Source organism: Lentibacillus amyloliquefaciens (assembly GCF_001307805.1).
Lineage (GTDB): Bacteria > Bacillota > Bacilli > Bacillales > Amphibacillaceae > Lentibacillus > Lentibacillus amyloliquefaciens.
In genome coordinates, this window is the sequence record NZ_CP013862.1 from 427,883 (window position 1) to 441,977 (window position 14,095).

The 14,095-nt window shown below is 38.1% G+C and carries 22 protein-coding genes; 16 read left to right on the forward strand and 6 right to left on the reverse strand.

All coding sequences use genetic code 11. From position 1 onward, the window contains the following. The first annotated feature begins 181 nt into the window (after positions 1-181). From AOX59_RS02115 to AOX59_RS02175, 11 genes are all read left to right on the forward strand, one after another. On the forward strand, positions 182-517 hold the full coding sequence (locus AOX59_RS02115) for a hypothetical protein (RefSeq protein WP_068441168.1): 336 nt from the start codon (positions 182-184) through the stop codon (positions 515-517). Between the two features lie 142 nt (positions 518-659). Then, positions 660-827, forward strand: coding sequence for a DUF4083 domain-containing protein (locus tag AOX59_RS19455; protein ID WP_156418614.1), 168 nt, complete (start codon positions 660-662; stop codon positions 825-827). A gap of 869 nt (positions 828-1,696) precedes the next feature. Further along, complete coding sequence (locus AOX59_RS02130) at positions 1,697-1,918, forward strand: hypothetical protein (RefSeq protein ID WP_068441179.1); 222 nt, start codon at positions 1,697-1,699, stop codon at positions 1,916-1,918. Between the two features lie 418 nt (positions 1,919-2,336). Further along, positions 2,337-3,125, forward strand: coding sequence for a GNAT family N-acetyltransferase (locus AOX59_RS02135; RefSeq protein WP_068441182.1), 789 nt, complete (start codon positions 2,337-2,339; stop codon positions 3,123-3,125). A 115-nt stretch (positions 3,126-3,240) separates the two neighbouring features. After that, positions 3,241-3,552: a hypothetical protein gene (locus AOX59_RS02140; protein ID WP_068441185.1), complete on the forward strand. Its 312-nt coding sequence runs from the start codon at positions 3,241-3,243 to the stop codon at positions 3,550-3,552. A 95-nt stretch (positions 3,553-3,647) separates the two neighbouring features. Next, complete coding sequence (locus tag AOX59_RS02145; protein ID WP_068441188.1) at positions 3,648-3,827, forward strand: hypothetical protein; 180 nt, start codon at positions 3,648-3,650, stop codon at positions 3,825-3,827. A gap of 78 nt (positions 3,828-3,905) precedes the next feature. After that, positions 3,906-4,214 (forward strand): hypothetical protein, encoded by a 309-nt coding sequence (locus AOX59_RS02150; RefSeq protein WP_068441191.1) that lies wholly within the window; start codon positions 3,906-3,908, stop codon positions 4,212-4,214. Between the two features lie 97 nt (positions 4,215-4,311). Continuing rightward, positions 4,312-4,596: a hypothetical protein gene (locus AOX59_RS02155; protein WP_068441195.1), complete on the forward strand. Its 285-nt coding sequence runs from the start codon at positions 4,312-4,314 to the stop codon at positions 4,594-4,596. 418 nt (positions 4,597-5,014) lie between these two features. Further along, positions 5,015-5,314, forward strand: coding sequence for a hypothetical protein (locus AOX59_RS02165; protein ID WP_068441200.1), 300 nt, complete (start codon positions 5,015-5,017; stop codon positions 5,312-5,314). 163 nt (positions 5,315-5,477) lie between these two features. Further along, positions 5,478-5,657: a hypothetical protein gene (locus tag AOX59_RS02170; protein WP_068441203.1), complete on the forward strand. Its 180-nt coding sequence runs from the start codon at positions 5,478-5,480 to the stop codon at positions 5,655-5,657. Positions 5,658-5,824: 167 nt separating this feature from the next. Then, entirely contained in the window at positions 5,825-6,013 is a 189-nt protein-coding gene (locus tag AOX59_RS02175) for a hypothetical protein (RefSeq protein ID WP_068441205.1), read from the forward strand. Positions 6,014-6,322: 309 nt separating this feature from the next. On the opposite strand, the gene AOX59_RS02180 is transcribed toward AOX59_RS02175, so the two are convergent. Next, a complete protein-coding gene (locus AOX59_RS02180) occupies positions 6,323-6,457 on the reverse strand; it encodes a sporulation histidine kinase inhibitor Sda (RefSeq protein ID WP_068441208.1) in 135 nt (44 codons plus the stop codon). A 365-nt stretch (positions 6,458-6,822) separates the two neighbouring features. Here AOX59_RS02180 and AOX59_RS02185 point away from each other — a divergent pair, with 365 nt between their 5' ends. The 3 genes from AOX59_RS02185 to AOX59_RS02195 all read left to right on the forward strand — a co-directional run bounded on the left by AOX59_RS02185 (position 6,823) and on the right by AOX59_RS02195 (position 9,512). Next, positions 6,823-7,833: a DUF3231 family protein gene (locus AOX59_RS02185; RefSeq protein ID WP_068448091.1), complete on the forward strand. Its 1,011-nt coding sequence runs from the start codon at positions 6,823-6,825 to the stop codon at positions 7,831-7,833. Positions 7,834-8,026: 193 nt separating this feature from the next. Next, positions 8,027-9,058, forward strand: a complete 1,032-nt coding sequence (locus tag AOX59_RS02190) for a DUF3231 family protein (protein ID WP_068441211.1) — start codon at positions 8,027-8,029, stop codon at positions 9,056-9,058. Further along, positions 9,045-9,512: a hypothetical protein gene (locus AOX59_RS02195; protein ID WP_068441214.1), complete on the forward strand. Its 468-nt coding sequence runs from the start codon at positions 9,045-9,047 to the stop codon at positions 9,510-9,512. The genes AOX59_RS02190 and AOX59_RS02195 overlap by 14 nt, the downstream gene beginning before the upstream one ends. Positions 9,513-9,570: 58 nt before the next feature. Here the strand turns inward: AOX59_RS02195 and sda are convergent, their stop codons facing one another. The 3 genes from sda to AOX59_RS02200 form a co-directional block, all read right to left on the reverse strand. Beyond that, positions 9,571-9,729: a sporulation histidine kinase inhibitor Sda gene (gene sda, locus AOX59_RS19070; protein ID WP_082684089.1), complete on the reverse strand. Its 159-nt coding sequence runs from the start codon at positions 9,727-9,729 to the stop codon at positions 9,571-9,573. Between the two features lie 38 nt (positions 9,730-9,767). Beyond that, positions 9,768-9,902 carry a hypothetical protein gene (locus AOX59_RS20430; protein WP_257720699.1) on the reverse strand — a complete coding sequence of 45 codons (135 nt, stop codon included), beginning with the start codon at positions 9,900-9,902 and terminating at the stop codon, positions 9,768-9,770. 101 nt (positions 9,903-10,003) lie between these two features. After that, the gene (locus AOX59_RS02200; protein ID WP_068441216.1) at positions 10,004-10,189 is read right to left on the reverse strand and encodes a hypothetical protein; all 186 of its coding nucleotides are present in this window, start codon (positions 10,187-10,189) and stop codon (positions 10,004-10,006) included. Between the two features lie 555 nt (positions 10,190-10,744). Here AOX59_RS02200 and AOX59_RS02205 point away from each other — a divergent pair. Both AOX59_RS02205 and AOX59_RS02210 read left to right on the forward strand, forming a co-directional pair. Continuing rightward, a complete protein-coding gene (locus tag AOX59_RS02205; RefSeq protein WP_179946419.1) occupies positions 10,745-12,091 on the forward strand; it encodes an LLM class flavin-dependent oxidoreductase in 1,347 nt (448 codons plus the stop codon). A 118-nt stretch (positions 12,092-12,209) separates the two neighbouring features. Continuing rightward, the gene (locus tag AOX59_RS02210) at positions 12,210-12,491 is read left to right on the forward strand and encodes a hypothetical protein (protein WP_068441222.1); all 282 of its coding nucleotides are present in this window, start codon (positions 12,210-12,212) and stop codon (positions 12,489-12,491) included. On the opposite strand, the gene AOX59_RS02215 is transcribed toward AOX59_RS02210, so the two are convergent. Both AOX59_RS02215 and AOX59_RS02220 read right to left on the reverse strand, forming a co-directional pair. Then, complete coding sequence (locus AOX59_RS02215; protein WP_068441223.1) at positions 12,461-12,742, reverse strand: PTS sugar transporter subunit IIB; 282 nt, start codon at positions 12,740-12,742, stop codon at positions 12,461-12,463. The two genes, AOX59_RS02210 and AOX59_RS02215, sit on opposite strands and share 31 nt — an antisense overlap. Further along, positions 12,739-14,070 (reverse strand): PTS galactitol transporter subunit IIC, encoded by a 1,332-nt coding sequence (locus tag AOX59_RS02220; protein WP_068441226.1) that lies wholly within the window; start codon positions 14,068-14,070, stop codon positions 12,739-12,741. The genes AOX59_RS02215 and AOX59_RS02220 overlap by 4 nt, the downstream gene beginning before the upstream one ends. Positions 14,071-14,095 lie beyond the last annotated feature (25 nt).

The following is a 14,095-nucleotide window of genomic DNA, read 5'->3' on the forward strand; positions in this document are numbered from 1 at the left end:
GGGGACTAAATACTGTGATAATCACATTTAAACGTCCGCTGTTTATGACAAAAAAATATTTAAATGTACTTCAAGATCAAATGAAAATAGATGTACTTTTTCTCTTCTAATAAAGTGAGACAATAGCAACTTAGAAAAGTTTAAAAAAATAGATCAAGTAAGATTTAAAGGACGGTTCTTGATGAAAAATCATATAAAGGTAAATGGGAAGCTTCTTCAGACAAATAAACGTTTTTCACAGCTTAAAGAGAGGCAAAAGAATTGGATAGTTCCGGAACTTTATAAACTTTACCACAATAAAATGATGGAAAGGCGTACAACAAGAAAACTTCCTCCATATCACCGTGATATCGTTATTTCGACTCTATATGAACAAATTCAGGATAGGGACATATGGATCCCTTATGGTGAGGTAAAAAAGTATGCTTTTCGTAAAACCACAAAGATAGTAAAGTCTTTTGAAAAACAATATCCCAAGTTGAGTGCGGAAATTGAGGCTGAGCACGAAAATAAATAAACAGAATGTTTTGACCGTGATAATGTTGAAGCTGAGTAAGTAATTGTTACTCAATAGGGCGCTATTGCAGCATAAATCCTTGTGCCCTTTATGCCATATAAGAGCCAGATTGTTTAGAAATAAAAGTAAGGAGGTAATTCTTATGAACGATGTGATATGGGGAGATATTGTTGCGCAGTTAGTATTCATTATTGCTTTAGTAGTAATTGTTGTATTAATCGTTTCAGTTATTCGCATTTTATCAAAACGTTCTAAGCAAATGGATAGGATTGAAAAAAAGTTAGATGACGTAAACAAAAAAGGAAAGTAAGTAATTCATTTAACGGGCGCTTATCGCGAATAAGGTAAGCGTCATTTTTTAGAGAAAAAGGATTGAGTTAGTTCCTAGAATTTGAAATAATTGGTATAAATCAAAGGCAGTATTGTTAAATGTAGTCTGGAGGTTTAAAGTGAGAAGCTGGATTTTTCATAGCCTCAACATAATGGTTTTTATTATTGTAGAGGCAATCTGTTTATTTGCTTTTTTAAGTGTTAATTCATTCTATATCCGTCTTATTATTATAACTACTGTTGTTTGGTGGGGAATTTTTTATTTTATTCAATTTCGAAAAGAAACATATGCTTGGAGACTTATCTGGTTTTTAATTTCTGTAATCGTTTTGTGGTTTTGGATTGATTACTGGAATTTTGCATCGTTAGGGGGTTGGAAGATTTAAATGAGAAATCGGATTTTTCACATCCTCAACATAGTAACTTTAATAATTATTGTACCGGTTAGTCTATTAGCTTGGTTCGGAAATGCAATGAGCCAGGTGTCGTACCCTGGGATAGACTTTGCAATTATGACGACTTATGTGTGGTGGGGTGCTTTTTATTGGATTCAGCTTTCAAGAAAAGAGACCGTATGGCGAGTGGCTTGGTTCCTCATCTCCCTTGGTGTTCTATCGTATTGGATGGCTGGTGGTGGTGCCTCTTTCTGGAATTTGATATTCGAATAAATCAGATGAAAGTCTTAACATAGCTAATCTAATAAAATGCAATCGTGATAGCAGCCAACAACAGGACTATTCCATAAAAGGGCGCCATTCCGGAATAAGACTTGGCGTCCGTTCTGTACATAAGGGCCATTGTTTAGATGTTTTCAAAGAAGTGATTTTACAAGATTAGGAGGGCATTAGAATGGATTTATTCATTTCGCTAATTGTTCTTTATTTTGCAATTGGACTCCTTATTTATTTTTCTACAATCAAAGGTGTGCGGCGTAAGATTGCCTTTGTAAAGACAGATACAGAAAGTCAAGAAGGTTCAAAATCTGTTGTTTGGTGGATAGTAGGTCTTACTATTTGGGGAGTTGTAGGTATCCTTCTTATTGTTTCGTGGTTCCTTATAAATGTTGGATAAATTTTAGTAAGAGTATGGCGCAATCGGGTGCTCATTAGGAATAGGGGAAGTGTCCTTTTTTGCGGAATAGGGCGGCCATATTGTTGAGCAAAACATTCACACAATACTTAGTATTAAAAGAAGGGGGCAGGATTTTAATTGACGTATATTAAAATTAGTGTAGTTCTATTTTTAATAAGCTTATGTCTGTCGCTTGTTGGTCTATTTGCGGAAGAGATAAAATATGGCTTTATTATTGCAGGTATGATTATCAATTATATAGGGATGGCTATATTGATCACTGGTGCCATAAAAAGGTTTAAAAATTCTAATTAAAGTTGTTCCTCAATCGGGCACCATTCCGGAATAAGACTTGGCTTCGTTCTGTACATAAGGGCCATATTGTTGAAGAAAAAGATGGAGCGAGGGGTGGGAGTTAATGATTCGAAGACTAACGAAAAATGACGAGGAGTCTTGCTTTAAATTGTTGCAAACAAAACCAGCAGAGAATTTATTTATTATTGGTGATATCGAAGCCTATGGTTATGAGCAGGAGTTTCAAAAACTTTGGGGAGAATGGAACGAAGACGGAGAACTTATTGCTGTGCTACTGAAGTACGACCATAATTATATACCATTTGCAATTGCTGATTTTGACGCACTTCGCTTTGCACAGATTATGGAAGATGATCCGCAATTTAAGATGATATCCGGCCTGAAGGAGATTACGGAAAAAATTGTACCTCACCTGCAAAAATACAGTCGTAAACGCAAAATGTATTATGCGAAATGTAGCGAGATTACAGGAGAATGGAAGGGTATTTCATATGTTGAGGAAGCCATTCCAGAAGATGCAGAAGAAATTGTTAATTTCCTAAATGCGGTACCGGAATTTGATAATTCTCCTTCAATCACAGAGGAACAGGAGCGACGTGGTTTAGAGCAGGGTGCTTCACGTACATTTTATATAAAAATTGGAGATAAAATTGTTTCAACAGCCTCAACAACTGCGGAAAATACAATGTCCGCAATGATTGTAGGTGTAGCAACTTTACAAGGTTATAAACAAAAAGGGTATGCCACTGCTTGTATGATAAGATTGTGTGAAAAGTTGCTAAGTGAAGGAAAAGAATTATGCTTGTTTTACGACAACCCTGAAGCAGGAGCAATCTACAAACGGATTGGTTTTAAGGACATTGGATTTTGGATGCTGTATACATATAGTTAGGGATTTACTTTACTCTTTAAACGGGCGCAGTTGTTGAAAAAGCACTGTGCCTGAAACGGGTCATTTTGTGAAACATTTGTAGTGGAAAATCCGTAATAAGAGAAGGAGGGATAACGTGAAACTTTTATTTTATATTTTAATATTTGGCTTTATCGTATTTTTGAACTTAGGGCTTTATTTACCGTCTTTATTGTCAGTTGATGAAGAAGATATAGGAAAAAATACAAATCGTTTGAAGAAATATAAATGGTTTCAGGAGTTACTAAGCATTGAGGAATACAAACAACTAATTGTACACGACAAAGATGTGCGTAGAGTTATTGGGAAGTTTAATGGTAAGAAAATCGATAAGACTTTTTTTCAAAATAGATACCGAAAAAAACTACAAAATACTTTACAACAAAAGCTAAATAATAATTTCGCCTAATTATACAGTTCCACAATAGGGCGCCATTCTGGAATAAACCCTGGCACCTAATCCTCTGGAAAAGGGCCAGTTAACTTTAAGGGGGGTTTAAAGAAATGAATAAGCATCACCAAAATATCATTGCAATATTTTTCATTGTGATTATCTCCTTGTTTTTATTTGCTTACTGGTTTGATATGAGCTTTGGATATGGTCAAATGTCTTTAATTTTAGCTGGAGGGTATGGTATATACCTCAACTTTAAAGCAATAAAGGAAGAGCAAAAACCAACGTAAGGAATCTACCGCAAATGGGCGCGCTAATCGAATAAGTGCGCTCTTCTGAATAGTCCTATATTGTTGAGGGGGTTGAGAATGTCAGGTTTCGTTATTCCCGTGCTTATTACAATATCTGTTGTTATTATTTTATCCATCATTTTTAAGGGAAAAGATAAAGTGGATAGAGGCTTTAAAATAAATTACTTTAAACTATCTTATAGAAGAAAAATGATTAGGACTATTATATTCACCCCTATAAATATTTTGTTACTCATTTTTATTTACGTATATACAGACTGGAGTATGGTAGTAAACGTACTTGTTGGATTATTACTGTTTATAGCTGGTTTAGTCCAGCTAATTTATAATTTCAATATGTGGAAGAAGAATGAAAAAGAAATATAGCCTAATTCAACTAACAGGGCGCAGTTGTTGAAGATGCACTGTGCCTGAATCGGGCCATTATGTAGAAACAGTTAAAGCATAGAGAGAGGGTTTTACTTTGAAAAAAATCTATATTCATATTCTAAACATAGTTGCCTTAATTTTATTAACAATATTCAACCTATTTGCTTCTCTTGGTATGAATTTTACTCCACTGGATGAGCCTCTTACGGCAGAATATACTCATTTGGCTAGTTTTTATATCATTTTAGGGGTTTTTTACTATTTGCAATTAAAACAGAACGCTTTGAAAAAATTTTTAGTCCTTATTATTATTGAAGCCCTGTGCCTTTATACGTGGGGGTTATTTGGAGAAGGGTTATTAGAACCTATGATTGAGTAAAATGTAGTTTTAATTTAACAGAGTAAGAATAAAGGTTAAGCTTCCACTAACGGGCGCAGTTGTTGAAGAAGCACTGTGCCTGAATCGGGCATATTGTTCGGAGAATGCACTCTTCTCAGATTGACTGAGGTGAATAAATGTTAAAACATATTTTATTTTTCTTATCAATGTTAGTTTTTTCATTGATACTGAATCTCACACTTTCTTTTTATGATCAGGATATATTGGAAATAATAGGTCTCTCATTCGCTGCCACATTTTTTAATTGGTTTTTTAATTTGCCAACATCTAAAGAAAACAAATCGGTTGAAGACTGATCATTTTTTTAAAACAAACGGGCGCAATAACTGAATAGATGTCTGTCGGAATGAGGCCAAATTCTTGAATAAATTATGTTAAATTAAAGGAGATTATCAATATGGAATTAGACTTTTTTTGGATTGCTTTAGGAATTGCTGCTGGAGGATATTTTATAGGTAATGGACTTAAAAACTTTAAAAATCCAGATGCTAAAGATAGTCTTGGTGAACTCTTTGACTATGATGATGAACACGAATTGATAAAGGAAAAAGACGTACATAACTTGATAGGGATATCAAAAGAAGATACAAAGGTTTTGATTCAAGAACATCCTGACATACCACACGTTCTTATAAATGATAAGGTATACTATCCTAAAGGAAAATTGCGTAAGTGGTTAACGAATTTAGGAGAGTAAATAAGTCTTCAATAAACGGGGCGCACTTCCGGAATAAGACTTGGTGCTCAACCCTACGGCAAAGGGTTATATTCAAAGTGGGAAACGAATAGTACAAAGACAACACAGCTGCACATTCCAGCTTATACTCACATTTGCATATCAGTGCTAAAAGGAGTCCATTATGAAAAATAAAACAAGAATAAGAATCACCTTAGGGATGGCTTTGTATGTTTTACTTTGTATATTTGATTACATGCTTTATGGTACCGTTAATTGGGCATCAAATGTTTTGGAAGCTATAGTCGGTATGGTGATTATGTGGTTTATTGTTGAATTTGTTCCAAATCATATTGAAAAATAACGTTATGCTAGTTTTTCTTATCTCTCATTTTCTTTATCAGGGAATTAAAAAATGGAACAAAAAAGCAAGTGAACGATTGCCGCAAACGGGCGCTAATCAGGAATAAGTATTCTCCTCCAAAAACGAATATAAGTACCAAATGAAGATGGCTGTGTGGAGGGATAAATATGTTTAAAAATAGCATCATCATTGCAGTGATATTTTTTGCTGTATTTACACTCAAGGATTTAATATTTGATGAAAAAATACAATGGATAGAAAATATTGTGGTCTTTGTTTTAGCATTTTTAACTTATACTGTATTTGAGTGGGTAAAAACACCATATGAATGGAATAAAAATATAAAAGAAAGATAGTGTTGTCTTTTCTGCTGCAAACGGGCATATTCAATAACAAGCTTTAAATATTGTGCGTTCGATTAGGAATTACTGTGGAAAAACATCACCAAAAAAAGAGATGCTGGCATTAACCGGCATCTTTTTGACTTTTAAGGAATAAATCACTTCAACAAATTGAATTCTGGACATTTATAGTATATGTCCTTTTAAAAAATATATACACTTCTGGTTTAAAATAATAAAAATTAAAGTTGGAGGCAGAGTCAATTTCAAGGGAATAATTTAATGATCTTCCGTCAAAGGGCCGCGACTATTTGGTTCTCTCTGTTAATGATTCTCTATCAATAATAAGCCGCGTTCTTCCATTTCCTTTTTGATTAACCCAATAAAATCCGAGTCTAAATTTGATACCTTTGCTTGATAATAAGTTTCAACGAGCAAGGCATCAGATAAATTGTTCATTCTGCACCTAAATTCTTAATCAGACATCTTTTTCCATTTTACTTCCCAAGCATGCTTTTGAGCTACTCATTTGAGGATTTCCTTTTCATCGATTGTTAATGTCCGATTAAGCTTATTTTCAAATTCACGAACAACATGTATGTATGTAGTTTCCTCAAAAGTGTTCATGATTCCCCTTTCAACCCTGCCTTTTTCTTAGGATATAGTAAATATTATACCAGCGAGTCATCGGCATCAGCAAGATTCATACGCGCCTATATATAGTGGATTAGAGAACCATCATTTTACAGATTGAGGAATGAATATCTTCTGGAGGGGAGGCGAAAAATATGCGGAACAACCAAATGCAAAAGGAGATAATACGCATGGACCAAACACAACATAATCCGAGACTGAATTCCTCGGAGCTTTCTCAACTCTGGACAAGTTATATGCAGGATAGTATGACCATTTGTACAACGAAACACTTTATGCAAATCGTTGAAGATGCTGATATTCGTCCAGTGATTCAACAAACCTTGACGCTTGTTGAAGCCCGTATTCCTAAACTCACCGCACTATTTCAAGCTGATAACCGTCCTGTTCCGTTTGGTTTTTCTGATCAAGACGTGGATTTACAGGCGCCGCGTTTATTTTCGGATGAATTTATGCTAAACAACATCAAACAGACCGCTCAAATGGCGATGCAAATGAATGCTCAGGCGATTGCCTTATGTGCACGTCAAGATGTTCGAGATTACTTTTCCGAGTCACTACAGGAAGCCACTCAACTACATGACGAGGCCATGAATGTATTGTTGTCGAAAGGTATTTATGTTCGAGCACCGTTTATGGACACGCCGGATCAAGTGGATTTTGTGACGAAACAAAGTTTTTTGGCTGGCTGGTTCGGGGAGCAAAGACCATTGCTTAGTCTGGAAATCGCCAATCTTTATGCGAATACCCAACGAAATGCACTGGGGTCACATTTATTAACGGGTTATAGTCAAGTTGCTAAATCTAACAAGGTGCAGAAATATTTTAAACGGGGAAAAGAAATATCCTCGAAACACGTACAAACCTTCACAACGAAGTTACAGAAAGAAGGATTGCCTGCTTCTATGCTTCCGGATGAACCGGTGACCAATTCAACCGTCTCACCTTTTTCAGATAAGTTAATGTTGTTTCAGTCTCTGGGACTAAATCAGATAGGTATTGCTTATTACGGAACAAGTGTGTCAACTGCATTAAGGCACGATTTAGCAGCCCTTTATCCACGTCTCATGGCAGAAATTGCTAAATATGCGGAAGATGGAGCGAATCTTATGATTGAAAATGGCTGGTTGGAAGAGCCACCACGCATGATTGACCATGACCAAATAGCCAAAAAGTCATGAATCTAAGCGTACAACATGAATCAATTCCGGAAGATACAAGTTTAGCGTGAATATGTACAAACATGGTTCTAGATATCCACGGTATCCATTCATAGGCATCCTCAGCTGGGAAATATAGTCTTGAAAATTTCCAGGGGGTGAATTCTATGGGTTAAATCAATGCCCTGAGGCATTCATGGAGGGATGAAACGATATGGAAACCGAACACTCTGTTGAATTAACATCAGCGGAAATCTCAAACCTTTGGACTTCTTATCAAAATGATTCTATGGCTATATGTGGTCTGAAATATTTTTTACAGCACATTGATAATGAAAATATTCGTTCCGTGCTGGAATACGCCCTGCAAATATCGCAACAACATGTTCAAAGCGTCACGGAAATATTCCAACAAGAAGGCTATCCTGTCCCACAAGGATTTACGGATCATGATGTGAATCTTGATGCACCACGCCTGTTTTCGGATAAACTTTACCTCATTTATATTTTAAATATGGGGAAGTTCGGACTTACTTCTTATAGCTTGGCATTGTCGCTTTCTTCACGAACAGATATCATCACGTATTACTCCCAATGCCTTGACGAAACAAAAATCCTTCATAATCGGGCAAAGGAAGTGACAAAGGAAAAAGGCATTTACACACGCGCACCCCTCATTCCCAAGCCTGAAAAAATTGATTTTGTGAAAGACAAAAGTTTTTTGGCAGGGTATATTGGTGACCAAAGGCCGTTATTAGGGGTTGAAATAGCCAACCTTGCTTACAATGCAAAACGAAATGCTTTAGGACAAGCTCTTATCACCGGCTTTAGTCAGGTGGTCCAAAACAAGCAGGTTCGTAAATATCTTGAGCAAGGACGGGATATTGCCGGTAAACACGTTGAGATTTTCACCTCATTGTTGCATGAGAACTATTTATCAGAGGGAACAATGAACATGACATCCGAAGTGACGGATTCAACCGTCTCCCCCTTTTCCGACAAGCTGATGATGTACCATGTAACCGCACTGATTGCCTCAGGCATCGGGCAATACGGTGTTGCTATGTCAACCAGTCCAAGACATGATATTGGTGTGAAATACAGCCGTTTAATGGCGGAAATCGCCAAATATTCAAATGAGGGTGCTAAAATCATGATTAACAACGCCTGGATGGAGCAACCTCCGATAGCGGCCGACCGTAAATATTTAGCCCGTCAAGCAGGACAAGATCATGAAGACGAGTAATCAAGATAAAAATGAAAAACTCTTGTGGAGCATTGCTCTTCCTGGCTTTGGTCAGCTTCTAAACCGACAATATATAAAGGGGATCCTGTTAATTGCCCTTGAATTTTTGGTTAATGTCCAGGCCAATTTTAATGAAATAATTTTGTTAAGCTTTTTCGGTGAGACACAGGAAGCTGTTCAACAAACGAAATATGGTTGGTTGATGTTCTATCCTTGTCTGTATTTTTTTGCGATGTGGGATACCTATAAAGAAGCAGGTGGGGGAAAAGAACTATATTCGTTTTTGCCTTTTGTATTTTCGGCTTATTTTGTAACTGTGGGAACGATCTATTCATCGAAACTAACGCTATTCGGGGTATTGTTGGGGCCTATCTGGCTTCCGATATTAAGTGTCATTCCCGGGGTAGGAATCGGTGTGCTTTTAAAAAATCTGTTGAAAACTCGCGTTCGTTAATTTGCAGTAAATCTTACATATAAGAGATATGAGCCATTTATGAATTTAAAGCTGAGATTTAACTGGACAGTTGATTGTGTTCTGAATGTTCAGTCTTGATTATTAAACCGCGTTCTTCCATTTCCTTTTCGATTAGCCCAATAAAATCTGAGGGTAAATTTAATGCTTTTGCTTGATGATAGGTTTCAACCACCAAGGCATCAGATAAGTTATTCATCCAGCACCTAAATTCCTAATCAGACGTATTTTTCCATTTTACTTCCAAGCATGCTTTTTGGCCACCCATTTAAGTAATTCCTTTTCATCGATTGTTAATTTTCGATTAAGCTTATTTTCAAATTCACGAACAAGTTGTATGTAGACCTTCTCAAATGAATTCATCTTCGTCATGTTCTATGTCCTTTCCTTTCACATGTTGTAAGTATGTAGCAGTGAAACTATATTTGAGAATTATGATGCAAAATGAAGGTAGTTTTGTTAACACTTTTTTCCTAGTTTTCTTTAAATAAAAAGTTTACCCTATCTTTTTCATCGTCATAGTAAACGATCACATAATCATCGGTGCAATCCGTAATCTTTTTCCCACACGGTAAACGGTTATAATCTTCTATGGTGACTTCGCTCAGATCATCAAAGGTTTCTTTAATCCATTTCATCACGCATTCTTCGTTGCGCATGAACTTATCCCTCCACAAGTGTCACAATAATGTGATAAATATGTTCCCTGTTTAATCGCTGGTAAAACTGAGGGACCGAACCCTTGTATCCTGGATTCCCGCCTTCACATAACTAGGAAGTCAGCAAAACCTTGAAATATTAGGCTTTGTTCCATTTTTCGCTTGTCTCTTCTCTCGTTATGTGTGTTATATACATAACGAGAGTACAGAAGGTCAAATGCCCGCCACCATCGGATTTTTCATTCACCTTGTTACGAGTGTTCGGGAATCCAGGTTGTATGCAGTTTCCTCTAATTATTTGGTATGTCCAGTGTTTATTTTCTTAAAGAACATTATAGTCAAGAAAAGGGCACGCATATGAAGTAATTCCACAGCCTACTCCTTCAATTTGAGTTCGTTATTTAAGTTGCAACAATAATCTTTTGTTGTATAATAATATACAAACGTGTCATTTCAGTTGTCTTTACACTTGATTTATTTACACGATTATATTTCTTTTAAACATCAATCACACATTGTGGGTTTATTCACATTGAAGCACAGGAAAAGGGGAGGATGAAGTTGCAGCGAAAGCTAAAAATGGGGACTATGATTCATGGTGTCGGGGAGAAGATGTCTGACTGGAGGCATCCTGAGATACCGGTAGATGCCAGTGTCAGTCTTGAATTTTATATAAAACAAGTACAAAAGTCAGAAGAAGGGAAATTTGATTTTGTTTTTATTGCAGATGCGTTATGCATTAATGAGCATTCTAATCCGCATTACTTGAATCGCTTTGAGCCGCTTACAATCCTGTCTGCTCTGGCAGCTGTAACGTCACATATTGGTCTTGTCGGGACCTTATCGACAACGTATAGCGAGCCGTTTTCAGCGGCACGCCAGTTTTCATCTCTGGACATGCTCAGCGGCGGAAGGGCGGGCTGGAATGTGGTGACATCGGGTCTTGAAAAAACGGCCTTGAATTTCAGTCGAAAGGTGGAAGAACATCCTGACCATACTACACGTTACAAAAAGGCATCGGAATTCATCGATGTCATGCAGGGGTTGTGGAACAGCTGGGAGGAGAATGCCTTTATAAGGGATAAAGCCACTGGAACATTCATTGATACAGAGAAAATGCATGAGCTAAACCATGTTGGTGAGTTTTTCTCGGTCAAGGGGCCATTGAATATTGCACGTTCGAGACAGGGGGAGCCGGTGATTTTTCAAGCGGGTTCTTCTGCGGATGGAAGGGAGCTGGCGGCTAAAAAAGCAGAAACTGTATTTGCGATCATGACATCGATAAAAAAAGCACAACATTATTACCGTGATTTGAAACAACGTGTCACGATGTATGGGAGAAACCCAGAAAGTGTGCATGTTATGCAGGGAATTTCACCTATCATTTGCCAAACGGAGGAAGAAGCAGAAGCAAAATACCAGGAAATCGCGCATTTGGTGCGGATAGATCAGGCACTTACGTTTCTTAGCCGGCTATTTGAGTTCCATGATTTTTCAAAATACCCGCTGGATGAACAGTTTCCCAATGTTGGAGACTTAGGCAAGAACAGTTATAGAAGTGATACAGATCGGATCAAGCAGGAGGCAAAAGAGGAAAAACTTACCCTCCGTGAAGTTGCTTTGCGTGAAGCAACGCCACGCCCGCCTTTTTTAGGAACACCTGAAAAAGTGGCAGATCTTATTCAGAAATGGTTTGAAACGCGAGCGGCTGATGGATTCATTATTATCGCTAACTTGCCAAGCTGTCTAGCCGCCTTTGTTGATCAGGTCGTGCCGATTCTACAACAACGCGGCCTTTTCCGAATGACATATGAAGCAGATACACTGCGCGCAAATCTTGGACTAAAGGTTCCGGGAAACCGCCATGCGGGTGAATTGGCTAGGATAAGTGGTCGAGGTTAGGATAATTGTTTTGCAATATTACAGTAGTAATCCGAAAACCTGTGCTAATAATGCTATTCCTCCATTTGGTTATCCGCTCCGAACATGAGGAGGTGTCTGTATGAGTTTATTCCAATAATTGAAAGAGCTTATCGGTGGAAAGATAAGTGAAACAGCACCCGATTTGAATGTAGAAGAGTTAAAGAATAAAGCTGGCGAGTTTTTAAATGCCGATGGACTTTCAGATCAAGCAAATGAGCTCAAAGATCAAGCGAGCGAAAGCGTGAATGCAGAAGGTTTAACCGATCAAGTGAATGAGGCTGCCCGGCCCATACATCATGTCCATATTGTTGAAAAAGGGAATGGAAAACGGTCGTTATATCATTTGAATCATTTCATACGATGCTTAATCTTTTCATAAACGTCTTCTTCGCCTGTTCCTGCTAATAATGGAACACCATCAATCGCTTTTTCCTGTAAACTTTCGGGAACAATCGTGGTGGATATCATGAAGTCATATTCATTCGCTTTATTAATAGCATCTTGAACATTTGCTTGATGTAATGTCACGTGTTCGTTCAGCTGTTCTTTATCGAGCCATTCTTTTAACTTTTCGATAACAACGGTGGAAGTTGCAATTCCTGTACCACAGATAACGAGTACTTTTTTCATTGATTATTCTCCTTACGTTTCCATTTATGAATATATAAAAGTCCGGCAAAGGCCATGATTCCAATCAAGCCAATACCAAACCAGCCCAGCCATTGTCCGGATCCGGCGAATATAAATGTTGTCCAAACGGCACCATCAATCAGCGAGGAAATAATGGTGTTCGTTTCTGTATCAAAATCTGCATTAATAGCCATTTCCGTAAATAATGGGGCGATCCAGGTCGCAATGTATAATCCGGCACCGATATAGATCGTTGCTGTGATCACTGTACGAATGATATTGCCCCGATAGACAGGTACCATTAAACAAAATAAAAACGGGAGAGAGGCTAGGTCGCCGAATGGTAGGACACGATTTCCCGGCAGGATAACAGCCATGGCCAGCGTAATCGGCACCATCAATAAGGAAGCGGACAGAACAGCAGGATGCCCAATCGTCAGTGCGCTGTCCATACCGATATACAGGTCACGATCCGGAAATCTTTTTTTGATTCGGTTGCTGGCAGCTTCGGAAATCGGGGTGAGCCCTTCCATTAATAAAGCAACCATTTTCGGCATTAACAGCATGACAGCTGCTGTTTGAACTGCCAATTGGAATGTATCCTGTATGCCATAACCTGCCAGCAGACCTATCAGGAGCCCAAGAAGCGCGCCCAGCACGGTTGAATTCCCGAATAAGCCAAATCGCCGTTGAATGGTTTCCGGATTTGCCTGGATTTGATTAAATTTGGGAATACGGTCAAACAACGCATTCATCGGTTTTGCCAAAAAATAGGATGGTGCAGAAGCCGCATGTGGAAACGTCATTTTTTGATAGCCAAAATACGATTCCACATCATCGGCTAATAGATCTCCCGCTAACAATACAACCATGGCATGAACACCGATTGTTAATATCCCAAGGGTAAAATCATTCGTAATGGCATAGACAAGTGCCCCGGTAAAAGCCATGTGCCAATAGTTCCAAATATCAACATTGACGGTTTTGGTCAGCCCGATGGTTAACAGGAGGGTGTTAACACCGATGCTGATTGGAATAGCCAGACTCCCCAGTACGGTCCCATAGGAAATAGCTGAAGCGGCCGGCCAGCCGACATCAATCATTTGCAGATCCATGCCAAAATGGTGAACCATCGATTGTGCTGCCGGTCCGAGGCTCTCTGTTAATAGATCAAGAACCAGATTCACGCCGACAAAGCCAATACCGACTGTAATTCCGGAATAGAAGGCTTTCTTGATACCGGTTCGAAGTATCAATGCAAAGATGAAAAAGATGATTGGGAGCATGACGCTTGCTCCCAAATCAACAAACCATTGTAAAATGTGCATCGCGGGATCCCCCCTGGTAAATGGT